This is a genomic window from Actinomadura chokoriensis (genome assembly GCF_041463665.1).
Classification (GTDB): Bacteria; Actinomycetota; Actinomycetes; order Streptosporangiales; family Streptosporangiaceae; genus Spirillospora; species Spirillospora chokoriensis_A.
The window spans coordinates 42,917-66,443 of record NZ_JAXCEJ010000025.1 but is presented as its reverse complement, the minus strand read 5'-3'; the positions used below and the strand labels follow the sequence as shown (position 1 = coordinate 66,443).

General features: G+C 73.1%; 28 protein-coding genes and 1 tRNA gene. 13 read left to right on the top strand and 16 right to left on the bottom strand.

Translation table 11 applies throughout. The features are described from left to right. Positions 1-31 precede the first annotated feature (31 nt). Positions 32-1,402, top strand: a complete 1,371-nt coding sequence (locus SM418_RS30760; protein ID WP_371944769.1) for an L-serine ammonia-lyase — start codon at positions 32-34, stop codon at positions 1,400-1,402. Continuing rightward, positions 1,396-1,584, top strand: a complete 189-nt coding sequence (locus SM418_RS30755) for a low molecular weight phosphatase family protein (protein WP_371944768.1) — start codon at positions 1,396-1,398, stop codon at positions 1,582-1,584. The genes SM418_RS30760 and SM418_RS30755 overlap by 7 nt, the downstream gene beginning before the upstream one ends. On the opposite strand, the gene SM418_RS30750 is transcribed toward SM418_RS30755, so the two are convergent. Beyond that, entirely contained in the window at positions 1,559-2,518 is a 960-nt protein-coding gene (locus tag SM418_RS30750) for a helix-turn-helix transcriptional regulator (protein WP_371944767.1), read from the bottom strand. The genes SM418_RS30755 and SM418_RS30750 overlap by 26 nt on opposite strands. Before the next feature lie 63 nt (positions 2,519-2,581). On the opposite strand from SM418_RS30750, the gene SM418_RS30745 reads away from it, so the two are divergent. Together SM418_RS30745 and SM418_RS30740 are read left to right on the top strand one after the other, a co-directional pair. Then, on the top strand, positions 2,582-3,145 hold the full coding sequence (locus SM418_RS30745; protein WP_371944765.1) for a DinB family protein: 564 nt from the start codon (positions 2,582-2,584) through the stop codon (positions 3,143-3,145). A 1-nt stretch (position 3,146) separates the two neighbouring features. Next, the gene (locus SM418_RS30740) at positions 3,147-3,584 is read left to right on the top strand and encodes a VOC family protein (RefSeq protein WP_371944764.1); all 438 of its coding nucleotides are present in this window, start codon (positions 3,147-3,149) and stop codon (positions 3,582-3,584) included. 7 nt (positions 3,585-3,591) lie between these two features. On the opposite strand, the gene SM418_RS30735 is transcribed toward SM418_RS30740, so the two are convergent. The 8 genes from SM418_RS30735 to purU form a co-directional block, all read right to left on the bottom strand. Beyond that, positions 3,592-4,038, bottom strand: a complete 447-nt coding sequence (locus SM418_RS30735) for a winged helix-turn-helix transcriptional regulator (RefSeq protein WP_371944762.1) — start codon at positions 4,036-4,038, stop codon at positions 3,592-3,594. Positions 4,039-4,058: 20 nt separating this feature from the next. Continuing rightward, on the bottom strand, positions 4,059-5,222 hold the full coding sequence (locus tag SM418_RS30730) for a thiolase family protein (RefSeq protein ID WP_371944761.1): 1,164 nt from the start codon (positions 5,220-5,222) through the stop codon (positions 4,059-4,061). A gap of 420 nt (positions 5,223-5,642) precedes the next feature. Beyond that, the gene (locus SM418_RS30725; RefSeq protein WP_371944759.1) at positions 5,643-5,804 is read right to left on the bottom strand and encodes a CsbD family protein; all 162 of its coding nucleotides are present in this window, start codon (positions 5,802-5,804) and stop codon (positions 5,643-5,645) included. A 46-nt stretch (positions 5,805-5,850) separates the two neighbouring features. Next, positions 5,851-6,522 (bottom strand): response regulator, encoded by a 672-nt coding sequence (locus SM418_RS30720; protein WP_371944757.1) that lies wholly within the window; start codon positions 6,520-6,522, stop codon positions 5,851-5,853. Further along, positions 6,519-8,126 carry a sensor histidine kinase gene (locus SM418_RS30715; RefSeq protein WP_371944755.1) on the bottom strand — a complete coding sequence of 536 codons (1,608 nt, stop codon included), beginning with the start codon at positions 8,124-8,126 and terminating at the stop codon, positions 6,519-6,521. The genes SM418_RS30720 and SM418_RS30715 overlap by 4 nt, the downstream gene beginning before the upstream one ends. 352 nt (positions 8,127-8,478) lie before the next feature. Continuing rightward, a complete protein-coding gene (locus SM418_RS30710) occupies positions 8,479-9,051 on the bottom strand; it encodes a hypothetical protein (RefSeq protein ID WP_371944753.1) in 573 nt (190 codons plus the stop codon). Further along, on the bottom strand, positions 9,051-9,665 hold the full coding sequence (locus tag SM418_RS30705) for a DUF6286 domain-containing protein (protein ID WP_371944751.1): 615 nt from the start codon (positions 9,663-9,665) through the stop codon (positions 9,051-9,053). The genes SM418_RS30710 and SM418_RS30705 overlap by 1 nt, the downstream gene beginning before the upstream one ends. A 96-nt stretch (positions 9,666-9,761) precedes the next feature. Continuing rightward, entirely contained in the window at positions 9,762-10,610 is an 849-nt protein-coding gene (gene purU, locus SM418_RS30700; RefSeq protein ID WP_371944749.1) for a formyltetrahydrofolate deformylase, read from the bottom strand. 159 nt (positions 10,611-10,769) lie between these two features. Here purU and SM418_RS30695 point away from each other — a divergent pair, with 159 nt between their 5' ends. The 5 genes from SM418_RS30695 to SM418_RS30675 are packed head-to-tail and all read left to right on the top strand — an operon-like array spanning position 10,770 to position 15,215. After that, positions 10,770-11,711 carry a CE1 family esterase gene (locus SM418_RS30695; RefSeq protein ID WP_371944747.1) on the top strand — a complete coding sequence of 314 codons (942 nt, stop codon included), beginning with the start codon at positions 10,770-10,772 and terminating at the stop codon, positions 11,709-11,711. A 41-nt stretch (positions 11,712-11,752) separates the two neighbouring features. Further along, entirely contained in the window at positions 11,753-12,937 is a 1,185-nt protein-coding gene (locus SM418_RS30690) for an amino acid deaminase/aldolase (RefSeq protein WP_371944745.1), read from the top strand. Positions 12,938-12,954: 17 nt separating this feature from the next. After that, the gene (locus SM418_RS30685) at positions 12,955-13,623 is read left to right on the top strand and encodes an SIMPL domain-containing protein (RefSeq protein WP_371944743.1); all 669 of its coding nucleotides are present in this window, start codon (positions 12,955-12,957) and stop codon (positions 13,621-13,623) included. Then, entirely contained in the window at positions 13,620-14,891 is a 1,272-nt protein-coding gene (locus SM418_RS30680) for a family 4 glycosyl hydrolase (protein ID WP_371944741.1), read from the top strand. The genes SM418_RS30685 and SM418_RS30680 overlap by 4 nt, the downstream gene beginning before the upstream one ends. A gap of 33 nt (positions 14,892-14,924) precedes the next feature. Continuing rightward, on the top strand, positions 14,925-15,215 hold the full coding sequence (locus SM418_RS30675; protein ID WP_371944739.1) for an anti-sigma factor family protein: 291 nt from the start codon (positions 14,925-14,927) through the stop codon (positions 15,213-15,215). Here SM418_RS30675 and SM418_RS30670 read toward each other — a convergent pair. Continuing rightward, complete coding sequence (locus SM418_RS30670; RefSeq protein ID WP_371944738.1) at positions 15,166-15,477, bottom strand: DUF3618 domain-containing protein; 312 nt, start codon at positions 15,475-15,477, stop codon at positions 15,166-15,168. The two genes, SM418_RS30675 and SM418_RS30670, sit on opposite strands and share 50 nt — an antisense overlap. 151 nt (positions 15,478-15,628) lie before the next feature. Between SM418_RS30670 and bcp the strand changes: the two genes are divergently transcribed. Further along, entirely contained in the window at positions 15,629-16,096 is a 468-nt protein-coding gene (gene bcp / locus SM418_RS30665) for a thioredoxin-dependent thiol peroxidase (RefSeq protein WP_371944737.1), read from the top strand. A 50-nt stretch (positions 16,097-16,146) separates the two neighbouring features. Here bcp and SM418_RS30660 read toward each other — a convergent pair. Beyond that, positions 16,147-16,231, bottom strand: a tRNA-Leu gene (locus SM418_RS30660). After that, entirely contained in the window at positions 16,194-17,786 is a 1,593-nt protein-coding gene (locus SM418_RS30655; protein ID WP_371944736.1) for an MFS transporter, read from the bottom strand. Before SM418_RS30655 ends, SM418_RS30660 begins: the two co-directional genes overlap by 38 nt. Positions 17,787-17,824: 38 nt before the next feature. Between SM418_RS30655 and SM418_RS30650 the strand changes: the two genes are divergently transcribed. The 3 genes from SM418_RS30650 (at position 17,825) to SM418_RS30640 (ending at position 20,393) form a co-directional block, all read left to right on the top strand. Then, a complete protein-coding gene (locus SM418_RS30650) occupies positions 17,825-18,442 on the top strand; it encodes a TetR/AcrR family transcriptional regulator (RefSeq protein WP_371944735.1) in 618 nt (205 codons plus the stop codon). Positions 18,443-18,567: 125 nt separating this feature from the next. Next, entirely contained in the window at positions 18,568-19,476 is a 909-nt protein-coding gene (locus SM418_RS30645) for an MEDS and STAS domain-containing protein (RefSeq protein WP_371944733.1), read from the top strand. After that, complete coding sequence (locus SM418_RS30640) at positions 19,476-20,393, top strand: anti-sigma factor RsbA family regulatory protein (RefSeq protein WP_371944732.1); 918 nt, start codon at positions 19,476-19,478, stop codon at positions 20,391-20,393. Before SM418_RS30645 ends, SM418_RS30640 begins: the two co-directional genes overlap by 1 nt. 19 nt (positions 20,394-20,412) lie before the next feature. On the opposite strand, the gene rdgB is transcribed toward SM418_RS30640, so the two are convergent. From rdgB to murI, 4 genes are read right to left on the bottom strand one after another with little or no spacing between them, the layout of a single operon-like run. Beyond that, complete coding sequence (gene rdgB, locus SM418_RS30635; protein ID WP_371944731.1) at positions 20,413-21,030, bottom strand: RdgB/HAM1 family non-canonical purine NTP pyrophosphatase; 618 nt, start codon at positions 21,028-21,030, stop codon at positions 20,413-20,415. Beyond that, positions 21,027-21,746: a ribonuclease PH gene (rph, locus tag SM418_RS30630; RefSeq protein ID WP_371944730.1), complete on the bottom strand. Its 720-nt coding sequence runs from the start codon at positions 21,744-21,746 to the stop codon at positions 21,027-21,029. The genes rdgB and rph overlap by 4 nt, the downstream gene beginning before the upstream one ends. A gap of 20 nt (positions 21,747-21,766) precedes the next feature. Then, positions 21,767-22,516 carry an MBL fold metallo-hydrolase gene (locus SM418_RS30625; RefSeq protein ID WP_371944729.1) on the bottom strand — a complete coding sequence of 250 codons (750 nt, stop codon included), beginning with the start codon at positions 22,514-22,516 and terminating at the stop codon, positions 21,767-21,769. Between the two features lie 30 nt (positions 22,517-22,546). Beyond that, a complete protein-coding gene (gene murI, locus SM418_RS30620; RefSeq protein ID WP_371944728.1) occupies positions 22,547-23,401 on the bottom strand; it encodes a glutamate racemase in 855 nt (284 codons plus the stop codon). Between the last annotated feature and the right edge of the window lie 126 nt (positions 23,402-23,527).

Below are 23,527 nucleotides of genomic sequence, written 5' to 3'. Positions count from 1 at the left end.
CGGGAGGGGGCGCAGCTACAACGGAGTAGCCATGGCCATCAGCGTTTTCGACCTGTTCAAGGTCGGCATCGGCCCGTCGTCCTCCCACACCGGCGGCCCGATGGCCGCGGCCCACCGTTTCGCCCGCGGCCTGGAACGCGACGGCCTCCTGGAGAAGACGGCCTCGGTCCAGGTCACCCTCTACGGCTCGCTCGGCCTCACCGGCAAGGGCCACGGCAGCGACAAGGCCGTCATCCTCGGCCTGGAGGGCGACAAGCCCGAACTGGTCGACGTGGACCTGGTCGACGAGCGCCTGGCGGCGATCCGCGAACGCGGGGCCCTGCGGCTCTTCGGCGACCACGACATTCCCTTCGTGGTCAACGAGCACCTTCATTTCGAGCGCAAGAAGTCGCTCCCGGGCCACCCCAACGGCATGCGCTTCACGGCCCATGACGGCTCCGGCGCGGAACTGCGCTCGAAGGTCTACTACTCGGTCGGCGGCGGCTTCATCCTGGACGAGAACGCCACCGGCGCCGACCGCATCAAGCCGGACGACACCGTCCTCCCCCACCCGTTCGACACGGCCGCCGACCTGCTCGACCGCTGCCGCGAAACGGGCCTTTCCGTCTCCGCCCTGATGCTGGAGAACGAGAAGGCGTTCGGCCGCACCGCCGAGGAGATCCGCGAAAGCCTCCTGGACCTGTGGCAGGTGATGCGCGCCTGCGTGAGCCGGGGCTGCACCCGCGAGGGCCTGCTGCCCGGCGGTCTGAAGGTGCGCCGCCGCGCCCCCCAGCTGCACCGCCAGCTCTGCGCGGAGAAGACCTCCGACCCCCTCCACGCGATGGACTGGGTCACCCTTTTCGCGCTGGCCGTCAACGAGGAGAACGCCGCCGGCGGCCGCATCGTCACCGCCCCCACCAACGGCGCCGCCGGCATCGTCCCGGCCGTCCTGCACTACTACGATCGTTTCCTTCCGAGCGACGACGACGGCATCGTCCGCTTCCTGCTGACCGCCGGCGCGATCGGCGCCCTGTTCAAGCAGAACGCCTCCATCTCCGGCGCCGAGGTCGGCTGCCAGGGCGAGGTCGGCTCCGCCTGCTCGATGGCCGCCGCCGGCCTCACCGAGATCCTCGGCGGCACGCCCGAACAGGTCGAGAACGCCGCCGAGATCGGCATAGAGCACAACCTGGGCCTGACCTGCGACCCGGTCGGCGGCCTCGTCCAGGTCCCGTGCATCGAACGCAACGCCGTCGGCGCCATCAAGGCCATCAGCGCCGCCCGCATCTCCCTGCGCGGCGACGGCCGCCACTTCGTCACCCTCGACAAGGCCATCAGGACGATGCGCGACACCGGCCGCGACATGCTCGACAAGTACAAGGAGACCTCCCGCGGCGGCCTCGCCGTCAACGTCATCGAATGCTGATCCGCTCTTTCACTCTGTCGAGACGTGACCACGTGATCACCCTGTGCGACAAGGCCCGTGAAGTCTGCCCCGAGTTCGGCGACCGGGCGCGGCGGGTCCACTGGAGCGTTCCCGACCCCGCGACGGCCGGGCCGGACGGCGACGAAGAGCACGCCGTCACGCGGGCCCGGCCATCGCGGTGAGGCGGCGGGCGAGCCGGGCGACGGCTTCGCGCAGCTCCGGAGGCTCCACTATCTCCGTCTCGAAGCCGAGGCGGGCCACGTGGACGGCGAGCCAGTCGAGGTCGTCGCCGCCGACGACGAGCAGGCACCATCCGTCGCGGTCGTCCTCGACGCGTCCCACCTGGGGCGGCACCAGTTCCCGCACCCGGTCGGCCGGGGCGTGCACCCGCACGCGGGCGAGGTGCCGGTACGGCGCCTCCGTCACGGACCGCTGCACGTAGGCGACCGGGTCCGGATGCTCACGCGCCCGGAAGTGCCACGTCGTCGCCGTCACCTCGCGCATCCGGTCCAGCCGGAAGGTGCGCCAGTCGTCGCGGCCGGTGTCCCAGGCCATCAGGTACCAGCGTCGGCCGGTCGCGACCATCCGCACCGGCTCGACCGTTCGCTCGTGCTCGGCGCCGCCGCGTCCGGCGTACCGGAACCGGACCCGCACGGCGTCCCGGCAGGCCCTCGCGAGCGTCACCAGCAGCTCTGCATCGATCTCCACGCCGGGGCCGACGAGGGTCTCGGTGGCGCCGTGCACCGCCCGCACCTCGGCGCGCAGCCGGGGCGGCATCACCTGGTCGAGCTTCGCGAGCGCCCGCAGCGCCGCCTCGCCCGCCCCTGCGACGGTGCCGCCCGACGCCATCCGCAGGGACACCGCCGTCGCGATCGCCTCCTCGTCGTCCAGGAGGAGCGGCGGCAGCCGGGTGCCCGCGCCGAGCCGGTAGCCGCCGCCGACGCCCGCCGCCGCGTGGACGGGGTAGCCGAGCGCGCGCAGCCGCTCCACGTCGCGGCGCACCGAACGGTCGGTGACGTCCAGCTCGGCGGCGAGTTCGGCGGCGGTCCAGGACGACCGGCGCTGTAGCAGTGCCAGCAACCGCAGCACCCGCTCGGTCGTCCCCTCCACGGTCATGGCGTTCATCGTCGCACGGAACGCGGAACGTACCTGTCCTCTATTGGGGGAAGGGTGGACGGCATGGACTGGAACGCACGGCTGCGGGAGCAGCTCACCTGGCACTGGGACCACCAGTTGCGCGACCGCATCGCCGGGCTCGCCGACGACGAGTACTTCTGGGAGCCGGTGCCCGACTGCTGGAACGTGCGCCCGCGCGGCACCGGCACCGCCCCGGTGCGGGCCGGGTCCGGGGCGATGACCATCGACTTCGCGTTCCCGCCGCCCGACCCGCCGCCGTTCACGACGATCGCCTGGCGGCTCGGGCACGTCATCGTCGGCGTGCTCGCGATGCGCAACGCCGCGCACTTCGGCCGCGCCCCCACGGACTACGACTCGTTCGAGTACGCCGCCACCGCCGGCGAGGCGCTGGCCCAGCTGGACGCCGAGTACGCCGCCTGGCTGGCCGGGGTCGAGTCCCTCGGCGAGACCGGCCTCGCCCGCCCGTGCGGCGAAGCCGAAGGGCCGTACGCCGAGCATCCGGCGGCGACGCTCGTCCTGCACATCAACCGCGAGATGGTCCACCACCTGTCCGAGGTGTGCCTGCTCCGCGACCTCTACCTGCACTCTCACCGGGAGGCGAGCTGACATGGCCCGCGACGTACAGATCACCTTCGACTGCGCCGACCCCGCCGCCCTGGCGGCGTTCTGGGCCGAGGCCCTCGGCTACCGGCTGCAGGACCCGCCGGGCGGCTTCGCCTCCTGGGACGAGGCGCTGGACGCGATGGGCGTCCCACCCGAGAACCGCAACGACGCCTCGGCGGTGATCGACCCGGACGGAGCCGGGCCGCGGCTGTTCTTCCAGCGGGTGCCGGAGGGCAAGCAGGTCAAGAACCGCGTCCACCTCGACGTCCGGGCGGCCCCCGGCCTGGAGGGCGACGAGCGGATGGCGGCCCTGGAAGCCGAGGCCGACCGCCTCATCGCCCACGGCGCCGCGCGTCTCGAGCGCCACGAGCCCGCTCCCCCGCTCGGCGCCGGCCACATCATCATGGCCGACCCGGAAGGCAACGAGTTCTGCCTCGACTGACGGTGGCTCAGGACGTGCGGGCGCCCCGGCCCGTGGGTGAGTGGGCGCCGACGCGGGCCTCCTTTCCGCAGTGCCCGCAGACGACCACGGGGCTGACCGTCTCACCGCAGGAGTGCTGCCAGCGGACCGGCGGGTCGTCCGGGTGCAGGTGCCGGTCGCCCCATCGCATCAGCACGAGCAGGACGTCGCACAGCTCCACGCCGGCCGGGGTCAGGTGGTACTCGTAGCGCACCGGGTGGTCGCTGTAGCGCTCGCGCCGGATGATGCCGTTCGCCTCCAGCTTGCGGAGCCGGGACGTGAGGATGTCGCGGGACGCGCCCGTGTTGTGGACGATCTGGTCGAACCGCCGCACACCGTAGGACAGCTCCCGGATCACGAGCAGGCTCCAGCGTTCCCCGACCAGGTCGAGGGTGTCGGCGACCGAGCACTCGCGCGGATCGGCGTCCTTCGGCATACGCGCAGCCTAGCCGCCGGTCAGAGCCGTTCGACGATGGTCGCGTTGGCCAGGCCGCCGGCCTCGCACATGGTCTGGAGCCCGAACCGTCCGCCGCGGTCTTCGAGGGCGTGCAGCAGGGTCGTCATGATGCGGGCGCCGCTGGCGCCGAGGGGGTGGCCGATCGCGATCGCGCCGCCGCGCACGTTGACCCGCGCCAGGTCGGCTCCGGTCTCGCGCTGCCAGGCGAGGACGACCGGGGAGAACGCCTCGTTCACCTCGAACAGGTCGATGTCGTCCAGCGCGAGGCCGGCGCGCCGCAGCACCTTCCCGGTCGCCGGGATGATCGCGGTGAGCATCAGCAGCGGATCGTCGCCGGTCACGGCGAACGCGTGGAACCGCGCCCGGGGACGGAGCCCGAGCCGCCCGGCGACGTCGGCGCCCATGACCAGGACGGCCGCCGCGCCGTCGTTGATCGGGGACGCGTTGCCCGCGGTGATCTTCCACTCGATCTCGGGGAAGCGCTCGGCCATGCGCTCGTCGTAGTAGGCCGGCCTGAGCCCGGCGAGGACCTCCGGCGACGTCCCGGGGCGGACGGTCTCGTCCCGCTGCCCCGTCCAGGCGACCTCCCGGTCGAAATCGCCGTTCTTCCACGCCTGCGCGGCGCGGCGGTGCGACTCGTAGGCGTAGGCGTCCAGTTCCTCGCGCGACAGGCCCCAGCGGGCGGCGATCAGCTCGGCGCTGATGCCCTGCCCGACGAGCCCGTCCGGATAGCGCTCGCCCAGCATCGTCCCGTACGGGTTGCTCCCCGGCAGGACGCTCGCCCCCATCGGCACCCGCGACATCGACTCGACCCCGCAGGCGATCGCGATGTCGTAGGCGCCGCTCTGCACGCCTTGCGCGGCGATGTGCAGGGCCTGCTGGGACGAGCCGCACTGCCGGTCGACCGTCATCGCGGGGACGCTCTCGGGGAACCCGGCGGCGAGGGCGGCCGTCCGGGTGAGGTTGAGGGCCTGGTCGCCGACCTGCGTCACGATCCCGCCGATGACGTCGTCGACGTCCGCCGCGTCGATTCCGGCCCGCTCCACGAGCGTCTTCAGCGTCCTCGCCAGCAGATCCGCGGGATGGTCCTCGTGTAGCGCCCCGTTCGCCTTCCCCTTGCCCAGCGGAGTCCGCACCGCCTCCACGATCACCGCGTCCCGCACGACAACCACCTCCGTTGTGTTTTCCAACTCACACCGCAGTATGGGATCACCAAGTTGGAAAACACAACCCACATTCCCGTGTGCTCCCGCTCACACCCGCCGGACGCTGGGGCACTGGTGGTCGGGAGGGTCTGGCACGGCAGACCCGGGGGCCATCGTGCGCCCCCGGGCCGTCGGGCCGCTCAGCGGGAGGGGCCCATGCCGTGGTTCGTCTGTTCCCTCCATGCGTCGGAGGACCCCTCGGCGGAGCCGCCCGGCCCTTCACAGTCGGACAAGCGTGCCTCCTTCGATCCCCTCGACGTCACGTTCAGTACGAACGTTAGCCCCATGTTCGAACATGGCCGACAAACTAGGTTCAAAGCTGTCGCCAAACGTGAAAACGCCCGGACTCGCGTCCGGGCGCTCGGGTGCGGTCGGCGGCTAGCCGCCCTTGAACATCGCGCGCATCTTGCGGGCGGCGTCGCCCGGTTTCTTCTTCTGCGGCGCGCCGGTGGCGTTCTCGGCGCGGGGCGGCGGCTGCTGGCCCTCGCGCTCCGGCTCGGTGTTCGCCTTGCCCTCGGGCTTGCCAGGCTTCTCGGTCACGACAACTCCCCGATGTCGCTTCACTGTCGTCCCATAGGTACCCCGTCTAGCCGGGATAGAAGCGCACTTCCGGACGGCCGACCTGCCCGTAATGCGGTTTACGGTGCGCCAGGCCGTTTTTCGCCAGGTACTCCAGGTAGCGGCGCGCGGTGACGCGGGAGACGCCGGTGAGGTCCGCCGCCGCGGCGGCGGACAGGCCGTCGGACGCGCGGGCCAGCACGTCCGTGACGGCCTGGAGCGTCTCGCCGCTCATGCCCTTCGGCAGCGCGCGGTGGTCGGGGGTGCGGAGGGTGGCGAGCATGCCGTCCACGGCGGCCTGGCCGCTGACCTCGCCGGTGCCCACCGCCTGCTCCCGGAAGCGGGCGTAGCGGTCGAGCTTGTCGCGCAGGGACGCGAACGTGAACGGCTTCAGGAGGTACTGGACGACCCCGACCGAGACCGCGGAGCGGATCACGGCGAGGTCCCGGGCGGAGGTGACGGCGATGACGTCCACGTCGCGGCCCCCGGCGCGGAGCGCCCGGCAGACGGTGAGGCCGTGCGTGTCCGGCAGGTAGAAGTCGAGGAGGACGACGTCCACCGGGGTGCGCTCGCAGAAGCGGAGGGCCTCCGCCCCCGAGTGGACGACCCCGGCGACGGCGAACCCGGCGACGCGTTCGACGTAGGTGCGGTGGGCCTCGGCGGCGACAGGGTCGTCCTCGACGATGAGCACTTCGATCATTGGCTGTCCAGGGGAAGGCGGACGGTGAAAACGGCGCCGGTGCCGTGCGCCACGCGGACGTCGCCGCCGTGGCGCCGTACGGCCTGGCCGACCAGCGCGAGGCCGAGCCCGTGCCCGACCGGCCCGTCGGACGCCGCCGACTTGGTCGTCCAGCCGCGGCGGAACATGTCGGGCACGGCGGACGGATCGATGCCGGGCCCGCTGTCGGAGACCTCCAGCAGGAGGGCGCCGGCGTCCTCGCGGGCGGTGACGACGACGCGCGGCGGCCGGACCCCGGCGTTCTCGATGGCGGCGTCCACCGCGTTGTCGATCAGGTTGCCGAGGATGGTCACGAGGTCGCGGGCCTCGACCGTCCCCTCGATCACGGTGTCCTCGGTGATGACGAGCTCGACGCCGCGCTCGGCGGCCTCGGCCGACTTGCCGAGCAGCAGCGCCGCGAGGACGGGTTCGGAGACCGAGCCCACGACCCGGTCGGTGAGGCGCTGCGCGGTCGCGAGCTCGGCGGTGGCGAACTCGACGGCCTGGTCGGTACGGCCGAGTTCGACCAGCGACACCACCGTGTGCAGGCGGTTCGCGGCCTCGTGGGCCTGCGAGCGCAGCGACTCGGCGAAACCGCGGACGGTGTCCAGCTCGCCGGTCAGGCTCTGCAGCTCGGTGTGGTCGCGGAACGTGACGACGTTGCCCATCACCCGGTCGCGGGACCGGACGGGCGAGGTGTTCACGACCAGGACGCGCGTGTCGCCGACGTGGATCTCGTCCGATCGCGTCCGCCGGGACACGAGGGTGGTGACCAGCTCGTCCGGCAGGCCGAGATCGGCGACCGCCCGGCCGCGCGGATGCTCGGGCAGGTCGAGCAGTTCGAGGGCGGCGTCGTTGCACAGGGCGACGCGGCCCGTCCGGTCCAGGATGAGCAGGCCCTCGCGGACGGCGTGCAGGATCGCCTCGTAGTACTCGAACATCTCGCGCAGCTCGCCGGGCGCGACGCCGCGGGTCTGCCGGCGCAGCCGGGCGGAGACGAGGTAGCTGCCGGCCATCCCGGCGGCGAGCACGACGCCGGCGACGGCGCCGAGGCCGAGCAGCCGGCGGCGCAACTGCCCGGTGATCACCTGGACCGTGATCCCGACGGCGACCAGCGCGACCACCCGGTGCCGGTCGTCGAAGACCGGGGCGACGGACCGGACGGACGGGCCGAGCGTGCCGGTGTAGGTCTCGGTGAACGCCCGTCCGGCGACGGCGGGCGCGGTGTTGCCGACGAACTGCCCGCCGATCTGGGCCGGGTTGGGGTGCGTGTAGCGGACCCCGCCCGGGCTCATGATCGTGACGAAGTCGACGCCGGTGTCGCGCCGGACGCGTTCGGCGTACGGCTGCAGCAGCCGGCTCGGATCGGGGACCGCGAGCGCCTCCCGGACGTTGTGCGCGTCGGCGATGCTCGCCGCGACCGCCGAGACGGTCTGCGTGGCGCTCTCGTCGGCGGCACGGTCGGCGTCGGCGTAGGCGATGACGGCGCCGGCGGCGACGAGCAGCCCGACGATCGCGGCCTGCAGCACGAGCAACTGCCGGGCCACGCTCCAGTTGCCGGGCACCGCCCAGCGGGGACGCCCCATCGGCCCCTCCCACGTCGTTCCGGACCAGCCGTGAACGAAATGTACACAAGCGTGACCGTCCCCATGGAGGCCGCGCATAGTGACCCGTGCAAGGACCGCGGCTCCGCCGACCACGCACCCCGACCTGCGCGACCTCCCCCACCGCGGTGCGCCCGCCGTGTGCATGCGCCGACCGTCCCGGCGCATGGGCGCCCGCCGGGGAGCGGGCGCCCGTCCCGGACGAACCGGGACGGGCGCCGCTCCTCCCGCCGCGTCCTCCCACGCGCCTCCCACTCGCCTCCTGCGGGGCCGCCGCCGTCACGGCCGCAGAGCCCGGCCGCCCGGCGCCATGTGCCCCGGCGCCGGGCGGCCGTCAGGCGGTTTCGGGCTGCGGGCTCCGGCGGCGCGGGCGCGGGCGGGGAAGGACCGGGCGGAAGCGGATCACCACTGGAAGCTCGGGCATCCCGACCGCGTGCCGGTAGCGCTCGACCAGGCCCGCGCCCAGCTCCCCGTAAAGCTCGCCCACCAGCGCGTCGCCCGCGCAGGAGACGTTCAGCAGGAGGCGCGGCCTGCCGGCCGTGCCGGTGAGGCGGACCCGGACGTCCTCGACGCCGGGCAGCGAGCGCGCGTCCCGGTCGAGATCGGCGGCGGCGCCGTGCGCCCGGACGCGGGTCTCCGCGTCGAGGTCGGGCCACCGCCGGTGGACGAGCACCCGCACCTGCATGACGAGCCAGAGCTGACCGGCGAGGGCCAGCAGCTCGGCGACGCCCGCAGCGGACGGCAGGAACCAGCCCGTGCCGCCCGCGAAGCGCACCAGCGCCGGGTCGAAGACCGGCCTCACCGACAGGGCGCCGAACACGTCTGCCGCGCCCAGCCCGACGGCGGCGGCGGACGCCCCGGCCAGCAGCAGCACCACCCCGGTCACCGCGATCGCGATCCGCATCATCAGTCCTTCCGCCAGCCGAGCCGGACGTCGACCGGCGGCCGGTGCATCGGCTCGATCCGGTCCAGGCGCGCGTCGACGGCGGCCCGGACCAGCTCCGCCAGGTTCGACGGGTTGCGGTAATGGGTCCCGGCCCGGACGACCAGGCCCCGCCGCAGGATCCCGAGGCCCCGGACGCGGGCGCGCTCGATCCCGGGGACCTCCAGCACCGCGTCCGCGACCGTGCGGCGCAGCGCGGCCCGCCCGATGAGGCCGGCCTGGCGCGGGTCGGACCCGTCCAGCGGCACCCCGCGCAGCCGGCCGGGCAGCGCCGCGACCAGCAACGCGGCCCCGATGACGGCGACCGCGCCCGTCACGGCCAGGACGGCCGGGTCGCTCCACGCGTGCCGGCGCAGGACGTCCAGCAGCGTGGTCACGCCCGGGACCGGATGGACGGCGGACCCCAGCGCGGCGGCCAGCAGCTCGATCGCGGTCACCCCCGCCGCGACCGTGACCAGCAGCGCCGCGACGAACCCCGCCACCGCCCGGCGCGGCCGGAACGCGCGGACGGCCAGCCGCCGCGCCTCCCGCCTGCCCCGCTCCTCCTCGATCAGGTCCTGGACCAGCGCTTCGGCCATCGCCACCCCCGTGAGCGTCCGACGTCGTCACCCATGGTGCGTCAATGTCACTCGGAGTGAAACACGCCGTGCCGACATCTCACGGAAAACCGCAGGTCAGCGGAAGACGACCGTCCGGTCGCCGTTGAGCAGCACGCGGTGCTCGGCATGCCAGCGGACGGCGCGGGCGAGCGCGAGGCACTCGACGTCGCGCCCCACCGCCACCAGCTCCTCCGGGCTGTGGGTGTGGTCGACGCGCGCGACCTCCTGCTCGATGATCGGCCCCTCGTCCAGGTCGGCGGTGACGTAGTGCGCGGTCGCGCCGATCAGCTTCACGCCGCGCGCGTGCGCCTGGTGGTAGGGGCGGGCGCCCTTGAAGCTCGGCAGGAACGAGTGGTGGATGTTGATGATCGCGCCGGGCAGCTTGGCGCAGAAGTCGTCGGACAGGATCTGCATGTACCGGGCGAGGACGACGAGGTCGGCGCGGTAGTGCTCGACCAGCGTCAGGATCTCCGCCTCCTGCGCGGACTTGCCGCCGGGCCCGACCGGCAGATGGTGGTAGTCGATCCCGTACGACTGGGTGAGGGGCCGCAGGTCGGGGTGGTTGGACGCGACGGCGACGATGTCGATGTCGAGGAGCCCCGACCGCGTCCGGTACAGCAGGTCGTTCAGGCAGTGCCCGCCCTTCGACACCATGATCAGGACGCGCGGGCGCTCGGCGAGCGCGTGCAGCCGCCACTGCAGGCCGAGCTCGGGCGCCAGCGACGCGAACGCGCCGCGCAGCTCGTCGGGGTCGGTGCCGTCCAGGGCCGCGAACTGCACCCGCATGAAGAACGTGCCGGACTCGCCGTCCCCGAACTGCTGGCTCTCCACGATGTTGCACCCGCGCTCGGCCAGCAGCCCCGAGACCGCGGCGACGATGCCGGGCCGGTCCGGGCAGGACAGGGTCAGGACGAATTCGTTCAAAAGTCTCACTCTTTATCGCGACGCGGCAGGTCAGACGGGGTCCCTACGAGCTTACGCCGACCGCCGCACCGCACCGCCGGTCTTTCCCGTGACCGCGCCGGAGGTCTTCATTTACCGGTGAGTAGTTTGAGGGCGTCCGTTGAGGTTAGCTTTGCCAGCATGCGGCGAATCCTGCTCGTGGTCATGGCGGTCACCCTCGTCCTCGCGGGATGTACCGAAGAGCCGGGCAAGACCGGCGAGAAGGGCGAGGACGGCAAGCGTCCGGCGAAGGTGGGCGGCATCCCCACGTCCGCGGGCACGCACAAGCAGAAGATGGACGTGGGGACGTTCGGGCACCGCGAGTTCCTGCTGCACGTACCGTCCAAGGTGTCGGGCGGCGACTGGAAGGACGGCAAGCCCGCCGACCCGCCCCCGCTGGTCATCGCCCTGCACGGCGGGCTCGCCAACATGGGCAAGATGCGCGACCTCACCGGCTTCGACAAGCTGTCGGACGAGCACGGCTTCCTCGTCGCGTATCCGGACGGCTTCATGACCACGTGGAACGCGGGCGACTGCTGCGGCGCCGCGAAGATGGGGAACATCGACGACGTCGGCTTCCTGACCAAGCTGATCGACAAGATCACCGACGCGGGGCTGGCCGATCCGAAGCGGGTCTACGTCACCGGGTTCTCCAACGGCGCGGGCATGGCGTACCGGATGGCCTGCGAGAAGCCCGACAAGGTCGCGGCGATCGGGGTCGTCGAGGGGGCGCTGGTGACGCACTGCGATCCCGGCCGCCCGGTCTCTGCGATGATCTTCCACGGGACGGCGGACGGGAACGTCCCGTTCGCCGGCGGCGGCGACCGCGACTTCAACGACAAGCGCCCGTTCCCGCCGGTGTCCAAGGCCGTGGACTTCTGGCGCAAGGTCGGCGACCTGCCCGAACCCCGCCAGCAGGTGAAGGCGCTGGGCAAGGACACCAGTTGCGCGAGCACGGGCAAGGGGGCGCGGGGCGTCGCGGTGACCTTCTGCAAGATCCAGGGTGGCAGGCACGAGTGGCCGGATGAGGCCGGGCCCATGCTCTGGGACTTCTTCGCGTCCCATCCCCGCGGCGGTACGTGAGAGCTTTTCACATTAGGTCCCGATATGGCAGTCTGACGAGCATGAACCTCCGGGACCGCTATGACGCCGCGACGGCCGGGATCGAGGCGCCGTTCGCCGTCGTCGACCTGGCGGCCTTCCGCGCCAACGCCGCCGGCCTCGTGCGCCGCGCGGCCGGCAAGCCGATCCGCGTCGCGAGCAAGTCGGTGCGCTGCCGGGCCCTCCTGGAGGACGTCCTCGCGATGGACGGGTTCGCCGGGATCATGGCGTTCACGCTGCCCGAGGCGCTGTGGCTGGCCGAGCAACGCGTCAGCGACGACATCCTCGTCGCCTACCCGACCGCCGACCGCACGGCCGTCGCCGCGCTCGCCGAAGATCCCGCGGCCGCCCGCGCCATCACGCTGATGGTCGACTCCCCCGAGCACCTCGCGCTGATCGAGGACGCCGCCGGGGACCGCAGGATCCGGGTCTGCATCGACATCGACGCCTCCTACCGTCCCCTCGGCGGGCGGGTCCGGATCGGTGCGCTGCGCTCCCCACTGCGCACCGCCGCCGAGGTCTGCGCGTTCGCCGAGCGCATCCTCAAGCGGCCCTCCCTAGACCTTGTCGGGCTGATGGCCTACGAGTCGCAGATCGCCGGGGTCGGGGACGTCCCGCCCGGACGCCCCGCGCGGGGCCGCGTCATCCGCGCCATGCAGCGGCAGTCCCGGCTGGAGCTGGCCCGGCGGCGCGCCGCGATCGTCCGGGCCGTCCGGGAGCTGACGGACCTGGAGTTCGTCAACGGCGGCGGCACCGGCAGCGTCGAGAAGACCGCCGCCGAGCGCGCCGTCACCGAGGTCGCGGCGGGCTCGGGCCTCTACCAGCCGCACCTGTTCGACCAGTACTCCAACTTCAGCGGACGTCCCGCCGCGCTGTTCGCGCTGCCCGTCGTCCGGCGGCCCGGCCCCGGCGCCGTGACGTGCCTCGGCGGCGGCTACCTGGCGTCCGGCCCGGCCGACGCGGTGCGCCTCCCCCAGCCGTACCTGCCGACCGGGCTGTCCTACGACCCCAACGAGGGCGCCGGCGAGGTGCAGACGCCGCTGCTCGGCCGCGCCGCCGACCTGCTGGCCCTCGGCGACCGCGTCTGGTTCCGCCACACCAAGGCCGGGGAGCTGTGCGAACGCTTCGACGCCCTGCACCTCATCGATGACGGCCACCACGTCCGCACCGTCCCCACGTACCGGGGCGAGGGAAAAACGTTCCTGTAGCGCGTAGGTTGGGCCTCATGAGCGAGGCTCCCCTGATCTGTGTGCGCGGCGAGGCGGTGCTGGAGGCCGAGCCGGAGATCGCGCGGCTGTCGGTGCACGTCCAGTCGCAGGAGTCCGACCGGCGCGCCGCGCTGGACCGGCTCACCGAGCGGAACCGGCGCTGCCTCGACCTGGTCGAGTCCTACGGCGACGCCGTGGAGAGGGTGGAGACGGGCGGGCTGTCGATCATGCCGGTGCTGAAGTACCGGCGCCGCGAGGGCGACGTCCGCGGCTACCGCGGCACCGTCTGGATCAAGATCGCGGTCGTGGACTTCGGGGTGCTCGGCGAGCTGGTCGCCCGGCTCGGCGACCTGGAGCGGACGTACGTCGACGGCCCCGACTGGGAGCTGCGGCGCGACAGCGAGGTGTACGGGCGGGCCGCGCGGCAGGCGGCGCACGAGGCCGTCGCGCGGGCCCGCAGTTACGCCGAGGCGCTCGGGGCCCGGCTCACCGGCCTGGTGGAGCTGTCGGACGAGGGGCTGCACCGCACGCCGGAGGCGCCGGTCGCGCTCGCCGCCGCGTACGCGCCGGGGGCGGCCGAGGCCGGGGAACCGGAGCCGATCGACCTGGAGCCGGAGACGCAGATCGTCCGGGCCACGGTCCTGGCCCGCTTCACCGCGACGCAGCCCGACCTGGAACCGCGGTGAAGATCGCGATCGTCGGGGCCGGCAGCGGCTACATGCCGGGGATCGTCCGCGGGCTGCTGCACCGCGCCGACGACCTCGCCGGGGCTGAGCTGGCCTGCTACGACACCGACACCGCGCACCTGGAGGTCATGGCGCGGCTCGCGCGGAACATGTTCGCCGCGCGCGGCGCCGCGTTCACCGTGTCGTCGCACACCGCTCTCAAGGCGGCGTTGGACGGCGCGTCCTACGTCTTCACGACGTTCCGTCCCGGCGGTCTCGCGGCGCGGCATCTGGACGAGTCGATCCCGCTGCGGCACGGCGTCGTCGGGCAGGAGACGGCCGGGCCCGGCGGGTTCCTGATGGCGCTGCGGTCGGTGCCCGTCCTGCTGGACATCGCGGCCGAGGCCGACGCGGGCGCCTGGATCGTCAACTACACGAATCCGACGAGCGTGGTCACCGACGCCGTGGCCCGGCACACCGGCGCGCGGATCATCGGGCTGTGCGACCAGGCCATCGGCGACACCGAGATGTGGGCCGGCCTGCTGGGGTTGCCGTCCGAGGGGCTGGAGGCCGACTGGATCGGCCTCAACCACGCCACCTGGGCGCAGCGGCTCCGGCTCGACGGGCGGGAACTCGACGTCCCGCTCCTGCTGGAGGACCTGGAGGTCCCCGGCGGCGGGGCGACGCCGTGGCGCGACCCGTCCCGGATGGCGGAACTCGCCAAGACGCTCGGGTTCCTGCCGAACTCGTACTCGAAGTACTACTTCTTCCACGACGAGGTCGTGGCGGAGCTGCGGGCGAAGGACACGACCCGCGCGCAGGACATCCTCGTCATGCTGCCCGGCTACTACGAGCAGGTCACCGCCGAGGCGGGGAAGGCCGATCCCGACCCGTCCCGGGAGCGCGGCGGCGGCGAGCACGGCGAGTTCGCCGTCGACGTCATCTGCGCCCTGCACCGCGACGAGGGGCGCCGGATGATCGTCAACACGCGGAACAACGGGGCGATCGCCTCGCTGGACGCCGACGCGATCGTGGAGGTCCCGTCCCTGGTCGGACGGTCCGGGCCCGTCCCGCTGACGATGGGCCCGCTGCCCGGCCCGGTGCGCGGCCTCACCCAGGCGATCCACGGTTACGAGCGGCTCGCGTCCGAGGCCGCCGTCACCGGCGACCGCCGGACGGCGCTGCAGGCGCTCATGGCGCACCCGTTCGTCCGGAGCAAGCACACCGCCGAGAAGATCCTGGACGAGGGGCTCGCCGCCCACCGCGACCATCTCCCCCAGTTCGGCTGAACGGGGCGGGCCGCCGTCCCCGTACTGCATGACGTGGGAGGAACGGACTGCGGGGCGTACCGGGTGGGGCTCGGCGTCTACGCCATCGGGCGGCTCGCCGGCGCCGAGGCCGCCGAGCTGTCGGCGCACCTGCGCGGCTGCCCGCCCTGCCGCGCCGAGCTCGCCGAGCTGCGCGACGTCGCCGGGCTGCTGGCCCGCTCCGTCCGGGCGGGCGCCCTCCCGGCACGCGAAGGCGCCGGCCGCGGACCGCGGACCGGCGCCTCCAGGACGGGCCTCAGCGGCGCCTGCGCCTGCGGTTCCAGAGGACCAGGGCGGTCACGGTGACCGCGGCGCCGACGCCCGCGAGCACGAGCCGCCTGTCGATGCCGCCGCCCTGACCGTCGTCATCCTCGCCGGACGGCCGCATCAGCCCGCCGATGGCCTTGGCGACGTGGTCGGCCTCCTCCTTCAGCCGCTCGACGCCCCGGTGCGCGACGTTCTTCGGGTTGACCCGGTCAGCGAGCTCGTCGACATTGCGCGCCAGGTCCTTGCGGGTGCGCTCGATATAGCGTTCCAGCTCCTCCGGGTCGCTGAACCTGTCAGCCATGCCGTGTCCTTATCGTGTCGGGCGAACTCGCGGCGGGGCGGAACCGCGAGCGAAGCATGATCCGAACAGTGTGGCAGGTCTGGCCCCGGGACGCCCGGCCAACCCCGGCCGGTACGGTTGGTTCCACCATCCGAGCGAAAGGCGGGTCAGGGTGTCCGAGCGGCTGCAGCCGGGCGACGTCGCCCCCGATTTCGAGCTTCCCGACGCGGACGGGGCCGCGGTGTCGCTGGCCTCGCTGCGCGGCAGGCGCGTGATCCTCTACTTCTACCCCGCGGCCATGACCCCCGGCTGCACCAAGGAGTCCGTCGACTTCGAGGGCAGCCTGGCCGAACTGGAGGCCGCCGGCGTCACCGTCGTCGGCGTCTCCCCCGACAAGCCGGCGAAGCTCGCGAAGTTCCGGGAGAAGGAGGGGCTGACGTTCCCGCTCCTGTCCGACCCGGACGCCGAGGTCCTGCGGGAGTACGGCGCGTACGGCGAGAAGAAGCTGTACGGGAAGGTCGTCGTCGGCGTCATCAGGTCCACCTTCATCATCGACGCCGAAGGCAAGATCGAGAAGGCGTACTACAACGTGAAGGCGACGGGCCACGTGGAGCGGCTCCGCCGCGACCTCGGGGTCTAGCAGGCGCCTCGGCCCGCGCGTCGCGCGCGGGCCGGGTGCGGGCTCGTCCGTGCGGGCGGGGGGATTCGAACCCCCACGGTGTCTCCACCAGCAGGACCTAAACCTGCCGCGTATACCTGATTTCGCCACGCCCGCCGGTGCTTCCCTCGGGGAGCGCGTTCAGCTTATCGGCTTGATCCGCGGCCGCGGGAGCGGAATCGGCGGCCGCCCGGCGCGGCGCGCGGTACAGGGCCGCGACGGCGACGGCCGTGACGGCGAGCGCGATGGAGGCGGTGAGGAACGCGGCCTGGACGCCGTCGCCGAACGCCGTCCGCGCCTGCTCGGCGACCTCGGGGCCGAGCCGCGCCGCCGCCGCGAGCGACTCCCTCGCCTGCTGCGCGGCCGGGCCGGGCAGCCCGGCCGGGTCCAGGTTCGCGCGGTAGACCGACTGCAGGAGGCTGCCGAGGACGGCGATCCCGAGCGCGCCGCCGAGTTCGCGTGCCAGGTCGTTCATCGCCGAGCCCACGCCCTGCTTCTCCGGCGGCAGCGCGTCGGTGACGGACGCGGTCGCGGGCGTCATGGCGAGGCCCATGCCGGAGCCGAGCGGGATCAGCCCGGCGAGCAGCAGCCAGTAGGAGCTGCCCTCGTCCAGCAGGGAGAAGACCAGCATCGCGACGCTGACCAGCAGCAGGCCCGCCGTGATGACGCGGCGCGGGCCGAGCTTGGCGGTCAGCCTGGGCGCGATGACGCGGGCGGTCGGCATCATCGCGAGCGCCATCGGCACCAGGCTCAGCGCCCCGACGAGCGCGCTGTCGCCCTTCACCAGTTGCAGGTACTGCAGGACGATGAAGACGAAGCCGAAGAAGGCGAAGAACTGGAGGGTGAGCGAGAACGCGCCGGCGGAGAACGCGCGGATGCGGAACAGCCGCGGGTCGAGCAGCGGATTCGGCCGCTTCAGCTCCCAGACGACGAACCCGGCGAGGATGACGAGCGCGGCGGCGAGGCCGAGCAGGGTCCGGGCGCTGCCCCAGCCCTCGTTCGGCGCCTCGATGATCGAGTAGACGCCCGCGCCGAGCCCCGCGACGGTGATCGCGGCGCCGGTCACGTCCAGCCTGGGGGCGTCCGGGTCGGCGGACTCGGGGACCACCGCGAGCGTCACGACCAGCGCGACCACCGCGAGGACGACGTTCATCCAGAACACCGACCGCCAGGACCACACCTCCAGCAGGCCGCCGGACACCAGCAGCCCGAAGATCGCGGACGCGCCGGCGACGCCCGCCCAGGCGCCGACCGCGCGGGTGCGCTGCGCCTCCGGGAACGTTGCGGTGATCGTGGACAGCGTCGCCGGCATCACCAGCGCGGCGCCGGCGCCGAGGACGCCGCGCATCGCGATCAGCCAGTTCGGGTCGCCGGCGAGCGCGGCGGCGGCCGAGCCAGCACCGAAGATCACCAGCCCGGCGGTGAGCGCGCGGCGGCGCCCGTACCGGTCGCCGATGGCGCCGCCGAGCAGCAGCAGCGCGGCGAAGACCAGCGCGTACGCGTCGATGATCCAGGCCAGCTCGGTGAGCCCGGCGCGGGTGTCGCGGGCGATGGACGGCACCGCGGTGTTGAGGGACGCCACGGCCGACACGACGGTGGCGAGGGAGAGCATCACGGCCGGCAGCACCGCGCGGTGGACGGTGCCCGGGCCCTCCGGGATGGTCGTCTTCATGCCTCGAATCTCGCTCCCGCCCGGCCTATATTTCAATCATGATGAATAAACCGGGGGCGGGGCCGCGCGGCCGCCGGCGCGGCAGCCCCGACACCCGCGAGGCGATCCTCGCGGTGGCCCGCCGCCGCTTCCTCGCCGACGGCTACGGGCCGGTCACGATGCGGTCCATCGCCGCGGAGGCGGGCGTCGACGCAGCGCTGATCAGCTACTTCTTCGGGTCGAAGAAGGGACTGTTCGGCGCGGTGCTCGGCCTGATCGCCAACCCGCCCGAGGTCCTCGCCGGCGCGCTGCCCGGTGACCCCGCCACGCTGCCCGAACGCGTCCTGCGGGCGCTGCTGGCCGCGTGGGACGACCCGGCGGGCGGCGCGCGGCTCGTGCTGATGGTGCGGGCGGCGGTGCAGGATCCCGAGCTCACCCGGCTGGTGCGCGACCTCCTCGAACGGGAGATCATCGGCCGCATCGCCGACCACGTCGGCGGACCGGGGGCGAGCGCGCGGGCCGGGGCGTTCGGCACGCAGCTCGCCGGGCTCATCTTCGCCCGCTACATCATCGGCGTGGAACCCGTCGCGTCGATGACGCACGATGAATTAATCCGGCACCTCGCACCGGGGCTCCGCGCCGTCCTGTACCGCTCGCCCCGATCCCGCGTCCGGTGAGGGACGGGCGGCCGCCCCGGACCTGCCCGCATGGACGGAGGGTGAGGAACTCCGTGCGTTGGGCTTCCAAAACCTCTCCGGCGGCGTACGCTGAACGGATCCGCTGAGAACCCGATGGGCAGGCCATGGAGACACCCTGGTTCGCCGAGCGCGCCGTCAGCGCCGTCCGGCCCGGAGACCACGGCTGGCTGGCTTACAACGGCCCCGAGGAGCGCGACCGGGTCATCGGGCCCTTCGTCCGGGAGGGCCTGCAGACCGAGGAGAAGGTCGTCTACGTCACCGACCTCCCCGCCGAACGCCTCCCCGGGCTCGGCCGCGGCATCGACGTGGACGAGTGCGTCAGGTCGGGCCGGCTGCGCGTCGTCTCCCGGCGGGACTCCTGCCTCGACACGGCCGGCGCCTTCGCCCCCGCCAAAATGCTCGACACCATCGAGCGGGAGGTCGGCGCAGCGTTCGGCCAGGGTTTCCGCGCGGCGCGCGTCACCACCGACTACAGCTGGCTGCTGCGCGAGCCCGGACGCGCCGACCTCAACCGGATGCTGGGCTGCGAGCACCGGGTCGACGACGCCGTCTCGCCGAGCACGATGGCGATGGCGATCTGCCAGATCGACCGCCGCGCGTGCCCGCCCGACCAGCTCATCGCCCTCCGCGACACACACGAGGTCCTCGTGGAAGTGAACCCCGAATTCGACGACGGGATCCTGAAGATCGTGCGCACCTTCGAGCCGGCCGGGCTGCGGATCGAGGGGGAGCTGGACGCCGCCCGGCACACGGTGGTCGCCGAGAACCTCGCCCGGCTGGTCGCGCTGCGCGGCAGCGTCCACCTCGACCTGTCCCGGCTCGGCTTCATCGACCTCGGCGGGCTCAACCTGCTGGCGCGGCACGCCATCCGGCTGCCCGCCGACGGGTCGCTCGTCCTCGACCATCTCCGGCCGAACGTGCAGAGCGTCATCGAGACGGTCGGCTGGGACCGGCTGCCGGGCCTCACCCCCGGCGCGGCACTGGGCCTCCAGGAGACGGAGGGCCCCGCCTGATGGCACTGGAGCACAGCGCGTTCATGTACGCCGGCGCCGACGACTTCCTGGCGGTCACGGTGCCGTTCCTGCGGTCCGGCCTGGAAAGCGGCCAGGCCGTCGTCGCGGTGGTACGCGAACCCAACCTGACCGCGCTGCGCGACACGTTCGGGGAGGGCGACATCATCTACGTCGACTCCGCGGGCTTCTACCGGCATCCCGTCCACACCCTGCGCGACTACCAGACCATCATGAAGGACACGGCCCCGCGCAGCTTGTGCGCGGTCGCCGAACCGGTCTGGGAGGGACGCGACGAGCGGCAGACCCTGGAGTGGATCCGGTACGAGTCCCTCATCAACGTCGTGTTCAGGGACGCCGACGCGCGCGCCCTGTGCTCTTACGACGCCTCGACGCTGCCGGACGGCGTCCTCGCGGGGGCGCGGCGCACGCACCCGCTGCTGGTGCCCCCCGGCCGCGACGGCGCGAACGACGAGTACATCGACCCGGTGGTGTTCGGCTCCGGCTGCGACCGCGAGCTGCGCTTCGACCGTCCGGACGACGCCGGGTACCTGCCCATCGACGGCGCCGACCTGCACGCCCTGCGGGCGTTCGTCGCCGAACGGGCGGCCCGGCACGGCCTCTGCGAGCAGTCGGCGCAGAACCTCGTCACCGCCGTGAACGAGGTCGCGGCGAACGCGCTGCAGCACGGCACCCCGCCCATCGGCCTCTGGGTCTGGCAGGACGGCCCCGACCTGATCTGCGAGGTCGCCGACCACGGGTTCTGGCGTCCCGGCCCCGGCCCGCTCGTCGGCTTCGTCCCGCCGGAGTCGGCGCTCCAGAACGGGTTCGGCCTCTGGACCGTCCGGCTCCTGGTCGACCTGATGGAACTGCGGGCCGGCTGGGACGGCACCTTCGTGCGCCTGCACAAGCGCCGCTGACCCGCGCCGTCGCGGGAGGTCAGGGGCGGCCGGCCGCCAGGGCGTCCGGGATGAGGGCCGCGAGCTCGCGGAACGCCTTGCCGCGATGGCTGATGGCGTCCTTCTCGGCGGCGGACATCTCGGCGGTCGTGCGGGTCTCGCCGTCCGGGACGAAGATCGGGTCGTAGCCGAAACCGCCCGCGCCGCGCGGTTCGCGGATGACGGCGCCGTGCATGCGGCCCTCGACGGCGTGCTCGCCGCCGTCCGGGGTGACGAGGACGGCGGCGCACACGAAGGCGGCGCCGCGGTGGGCGTCGGCGACGTCGGACAGCTGGTCGAGGAGCAGCTGAAGGTTGGCGGCGTCGCGGTCGCCGGTGGCCGCGCCGAAGCGGCCCGACCACCGCGCGGACAGGATGCCGGGCATGCCGTTCAGCGCGTCCACGCACAGGCCGGAGTCGTCGGCGACGGCGGGCAGGCCGGTGAACGCGGCGATCGCGCGGGCCTTCAGGAACGCGTTGCCCGCGAAGGTCGACTCGGTCTCGGCCACGTCGGGGGCGCCCGGGAAGCCGTCCAGGCCCACGACGTCGAGGGAGCCGAGGATGCGGTGGAGTTCGGCGACCTTGCCCTGGTTGTGGGTGGCGAGGACGATCCGGGTCATCGGCCGAGGGCCTCCTTCTGGAGGCGGGTCAGGTCGGCGCAGCCGCCGGCGGCGAGGTCGAGCAGCGCGTCCAGCTCGGCGCGGTCGAACGGGGCGCCCTCGGCGGTGCCCTGCACTTCGACGAACCGGCCGTCGCCGGTGCAGACGACGTTCATGTCGGTTCCGGCGGCGGAGTCCTCCTCGTAGCAGAGGTCGAGGCGGGCCTCGCCGTCCACGACGCCGACGCTGACCGCCGACACCGAGGTGATCAGCGGGTCGCCCTTGAGGAGCCTGCGTTCCCCCATCCAGCCCACCGCGTCGGCGAGCGCGACGTACGCGCCGGTGATCGCGGCGGTGCGGGTGCCGCCGTCGGCCTGCAGGACGTCGCAGTCGAGCTGGACGGTGTTCTCGCCGAGCGCCTTCAGGTCGAGGCACGCCCGGATCGAGCGGCCGATCAGCCGGGAGATCTCGTGGGTGCGCCCGCCGACCCGGCCCTTGACGGACTCGCGGTCGTTGCGGGTGTTGGTGGCGCGGGGCAGCATCGCGTACTCGGCGGTGACCCAGCCGAGGCCGCTGTCGCGCCGCCAGCGCGGCACCGACGCCTGCACGGACGCCGCGCACAGCACGCGCGTCCGGCCGAACTCGACGAGCACCGAGCCCTCCGCGTGGTCGAGCCATCCGCGCTGGATCTTGACGGGACGGAGCTGGTCTGAAGCGCGATCATCGGGGCGGGCCATGCAATCAACCCTAGCGGGACTCAGAGGGTGTAGCGGGCGCCCACGCGGGCCAGCTCGATGTCGCCGTCATAGGCGGTGGCCTTGGCCTCCTTGAGGGAGAGGTCCGCGTCGTTCCACGGGACGAGGTGCGTGAGGACGAGCCCTCCCACCTCGGCGCGGGCGGCGTGCTCGGCGGCCTCGCGGGCGGTCAGGTGCAGCTCGGAGGGCAGGCCGGGCCCGTCCAGGAAGGACGCCTCGCACAGGAACAGGTCGGCGCCGCGCGCCAGCTCGACCAGCTCGTCGGACGGCCCCGTGTCGCCCGAGTAGGCGAGGGCCTTGCCGCCGTGCTCGATGCGGAACGCGTACGCCTCGACCGGGTGCGGCATCAGCGCGGTCGTCACCCGGAACGGTCCGATCTCGTAGGGGCCGCGGCGCAGGTGCCGGAAGTCGAACGTCTCCGACATGCCCGGCTCGGGGTCGAGGTCGTACGCGCGGGCCATGCGGGCCGCGGTGTCGGCGGGACCGTGCACCGGGATCCGCGGCGGCGGGCCGCCCGGGCGGTAGGTGCGCGCCACCCAGTACCCGCACAGGTCCAGGCAGTGGTCGGCGTGCAGGTGCGAGATGCAGACGGCGTCGATCTCGTACATCGAGCGGAACCGCTGCAGCGACCCGAGCGCGCCGTTGCCGAGATCGAGCACGAGCGCGTAACCGTCGGCCTCGATCAGGTAGCTGGACGCGGGGCTGTCCGGCCCTGGGAAACTGCCGGAGCAGCCGATCACAGTGACCCGCACGCTCACTCCTCCTTCGTGTCCCCCGAGGAATCAGGTGGTCAGTGCCTTGTTCGACACGGCCTCGCCCAATGTGGTCTCCACCGAGCCGATCTCCGGTCCGAGGAAGCGGCGGCCGAGCTCGGCGAACACGGCGGGGTCCCCGGTGGCGCGGAACCGGTGCCGCGGCCGGGGCGTCGCCTCGGCGCGGGTCAGTCCCCGGTCGTGCAGCACTCGGTACACGTCCTTGGCGGTCTCGTCTGCGCTTGACACCAGTGTGACCCCGTCTCCCACGACATACGAGATGACGCCGGTCAAAAGGGGGTAGTGGGTGCATCCGAGGATGAGGGTGTCGCAGCCCGCGTCCACGATCGGGCGCAGGTAGCCGCGGGCGGCCTCCAGCAGTTCCCCGCCCATCGTCACGCCCGCCTCGACGAACTCGACGAAGCGCGGGCAGGCGGCGCTGACCAGCTCGATGTGCGGGGCGGCGGCGAACGCGTCGTCGTAGGCGCGGCTGGTCACGGTCGCCTGCGTGGCGATCAGCCCGACCCGCCCGTTGGACGTGGCGCGGGCCGCCCGCCGGGTGGCGGGGTTGATGACCTCCACGACGGGGACCGTGTACCGTTCCCGGGCGTCGCGCAGCATCGCCGAGCTGGCGCTGTTGCAGGCGATCACCAGCATCTTCACGCCCTCGTCGACGAGCCGGTCCAGCATTTCGAGGGCGAAGGCGCGGACCTGCGCGATGGGGCGCGGCCCGTACGGCTGGCGGGCCGAGTCGCCGAGGTAGACGATCGGCTCGTTCGGGAGCTGGTCGAGGATGGCGCGGGCCACCGTCAGCCCACCGAAACCGCTGTCGAAGATCCCGATGGGAGCGTCTGGGAGGCCGTCCCCCCGGGATGGATCTGACATGGTGCACAAGGCTAAGCGACACCGCCCCGCCCGGGTGGGTCATGCGTCGGACATCACACCGTAACGCGCCGGAAAATCGTCCAGGTCACGCCCCTCGCGCGTGATCCGGTCGTTCCCCGGCGCGAA

Excerpts from the sequence above, each read along its gene's own strand:
- SM418_RS30760 (WP_371944769.1), top strand. The coding sequence starts at position 32 with ATGGCCATCAGCGTTTTCGACCTGTTCAAGGTCGGCATCGGCCCGTCG.
- SM418_RS30755 (WP_371944768.1), top strand. The coding sequence starts at position 1,396 with ATGCTGATCCGCTCTTTCACTCTGTCGAGACGTGACCACGTGATCACC.
- SM418_RS30750 (WP_371944767.1), bottom strand. The coding sequence starts at position 2,518 with ATGACCGTGGAGGGGACGACCGAGCGGGTGCTGCGGTTGCTGGCACTG.
- SM418_RS30745 (WP_371944765.1), top strand. The coding sequence starts at position 2,582 with ATGGACTGGAACGCACGGCTGCGGGAGCAGCTCACCTGGCACTGGGAC.
- SM418_RS30740 (WP_371944764.1), top strand. The coding sequence starts at position 3,147 with ATGGCCCGCGACGTACAGATCACCTTCGACTGCGCCGACCCCGCCGCC.
- SM418_RS30735 (WP_371944762.1), bottom strand. The coding sequence starts at position 4,038 with ATGCCGAAGGACGCCGATCCGCGCGAGTGCTCGGTCGCCGACACCCTC.
- SM418_RS30720 (WP_371944757.1), bottom strand. The coding sequence starts at position 6,522 with ATGATCGAAGTGCTCATCGTCGAGGACGACCCTGTCGCCGCCGAGGCC.
- SM418_RS30715 (WP_371944755.1), bottom strand. The coding sequence starts at position 8,126 with ATGGGGCGTCCCCGCTGGGCGGTGCCCGGCAACTGGAGCGTGGCCCGG.
- SM418_RS30710 (WP_371944753.1), bottom strand. The coding sequence starts at position 9,051 with ATGATGCGGATCGCGATCGCGGTGACCGGGGTGGTGCTGCTGCTGGCC.
- SM418_RS30705 (WP_371944751.1), bottom strand. The coding sequence starts at position 9,665 with ATGGCCGAAGCGCTGGTCCAGGACCTGATCGAGGAGGAGCGGGGCAGG.
- SM418_RS30695 (WP_371944747.1), top strand. The coding sequence starts at position 10,770 with ATGCGGCGAATCCTGCTCGTGGTCATGGCGGTCACCCTCGTCCTCGCG.
- SM418_RS30690 (WP_371944745.1), top strand. The coding sequence starts at position 11,753 with ATGAACCTCCGGGACCGCTATGACGCCGCGACGGCCGGGATCGAGGCG.
- SM418_RS30685 (WP_371944743.1), top strand. The coding sequence starts at position 12,955 with ATGAGCGAGGCTCCCCTGATCTGTGTGCGCGGCGAGGCGGTGCTGGAG.
- SM418_RS30670 (WP_371944738.1), bottom strand. The coding sequence starts at position 15,477 with ATGGCTGACAGGTTCAGCGACCCGGAGGAGCTGGAACGCTATATCGAG.
- SM418_RS30655 (WP_371944736.1), bottom strand. The coding sequence starts at position 17,786 with ATGAAGACGACCATCCCGGAGGGCCCGGGCACCGTCCACCGCGCGGTG.
- SM418_RS30650 (WP_371944735.1), top strand. The coding sequence starts at position 17,825 with ATGATGAATAAACCGGGGGCGGGGCCGCGCGGCCGCCGGCGCGGCAGC.
- SM418_RS30645 (WP_371944733.1), top strand. The coding sequence starts at position 18,568 with ATGGAGACACCCTGGTTCGCCGAGCGCGCCGTCAGCGCCGTCCGGCCC.
- SM418_RS30640 (WP_371944732.1), top strand. The coding sequence starts at position 19,476 with ATGGCACTGGAGCACAGCGCGTTCATGTACGCCGGCGCCGACGACTTC.
- rdgB (WP_371944731.1), bottom strand. The coding sequence starts at position 21,030 with ATGACCCGGATCGTCCTCGCCACCCACAACCAGGGCAAGGTCGCCGAA.
- rph (WP_371944730.1), bottom strand. The coding sequence starts at position 21,746 with ATGGCCCGCCCCGATGATCGCGCTTCAGACCAGCTCCGTCCCGTCAAG.
- murI (WP_371944728.1), bottom strand. The coding sequence starts at position 23,401 with ATGTCAGATCCATCCCGGGGGGACGGCCTCCCAGACGCTCCCATCGGG.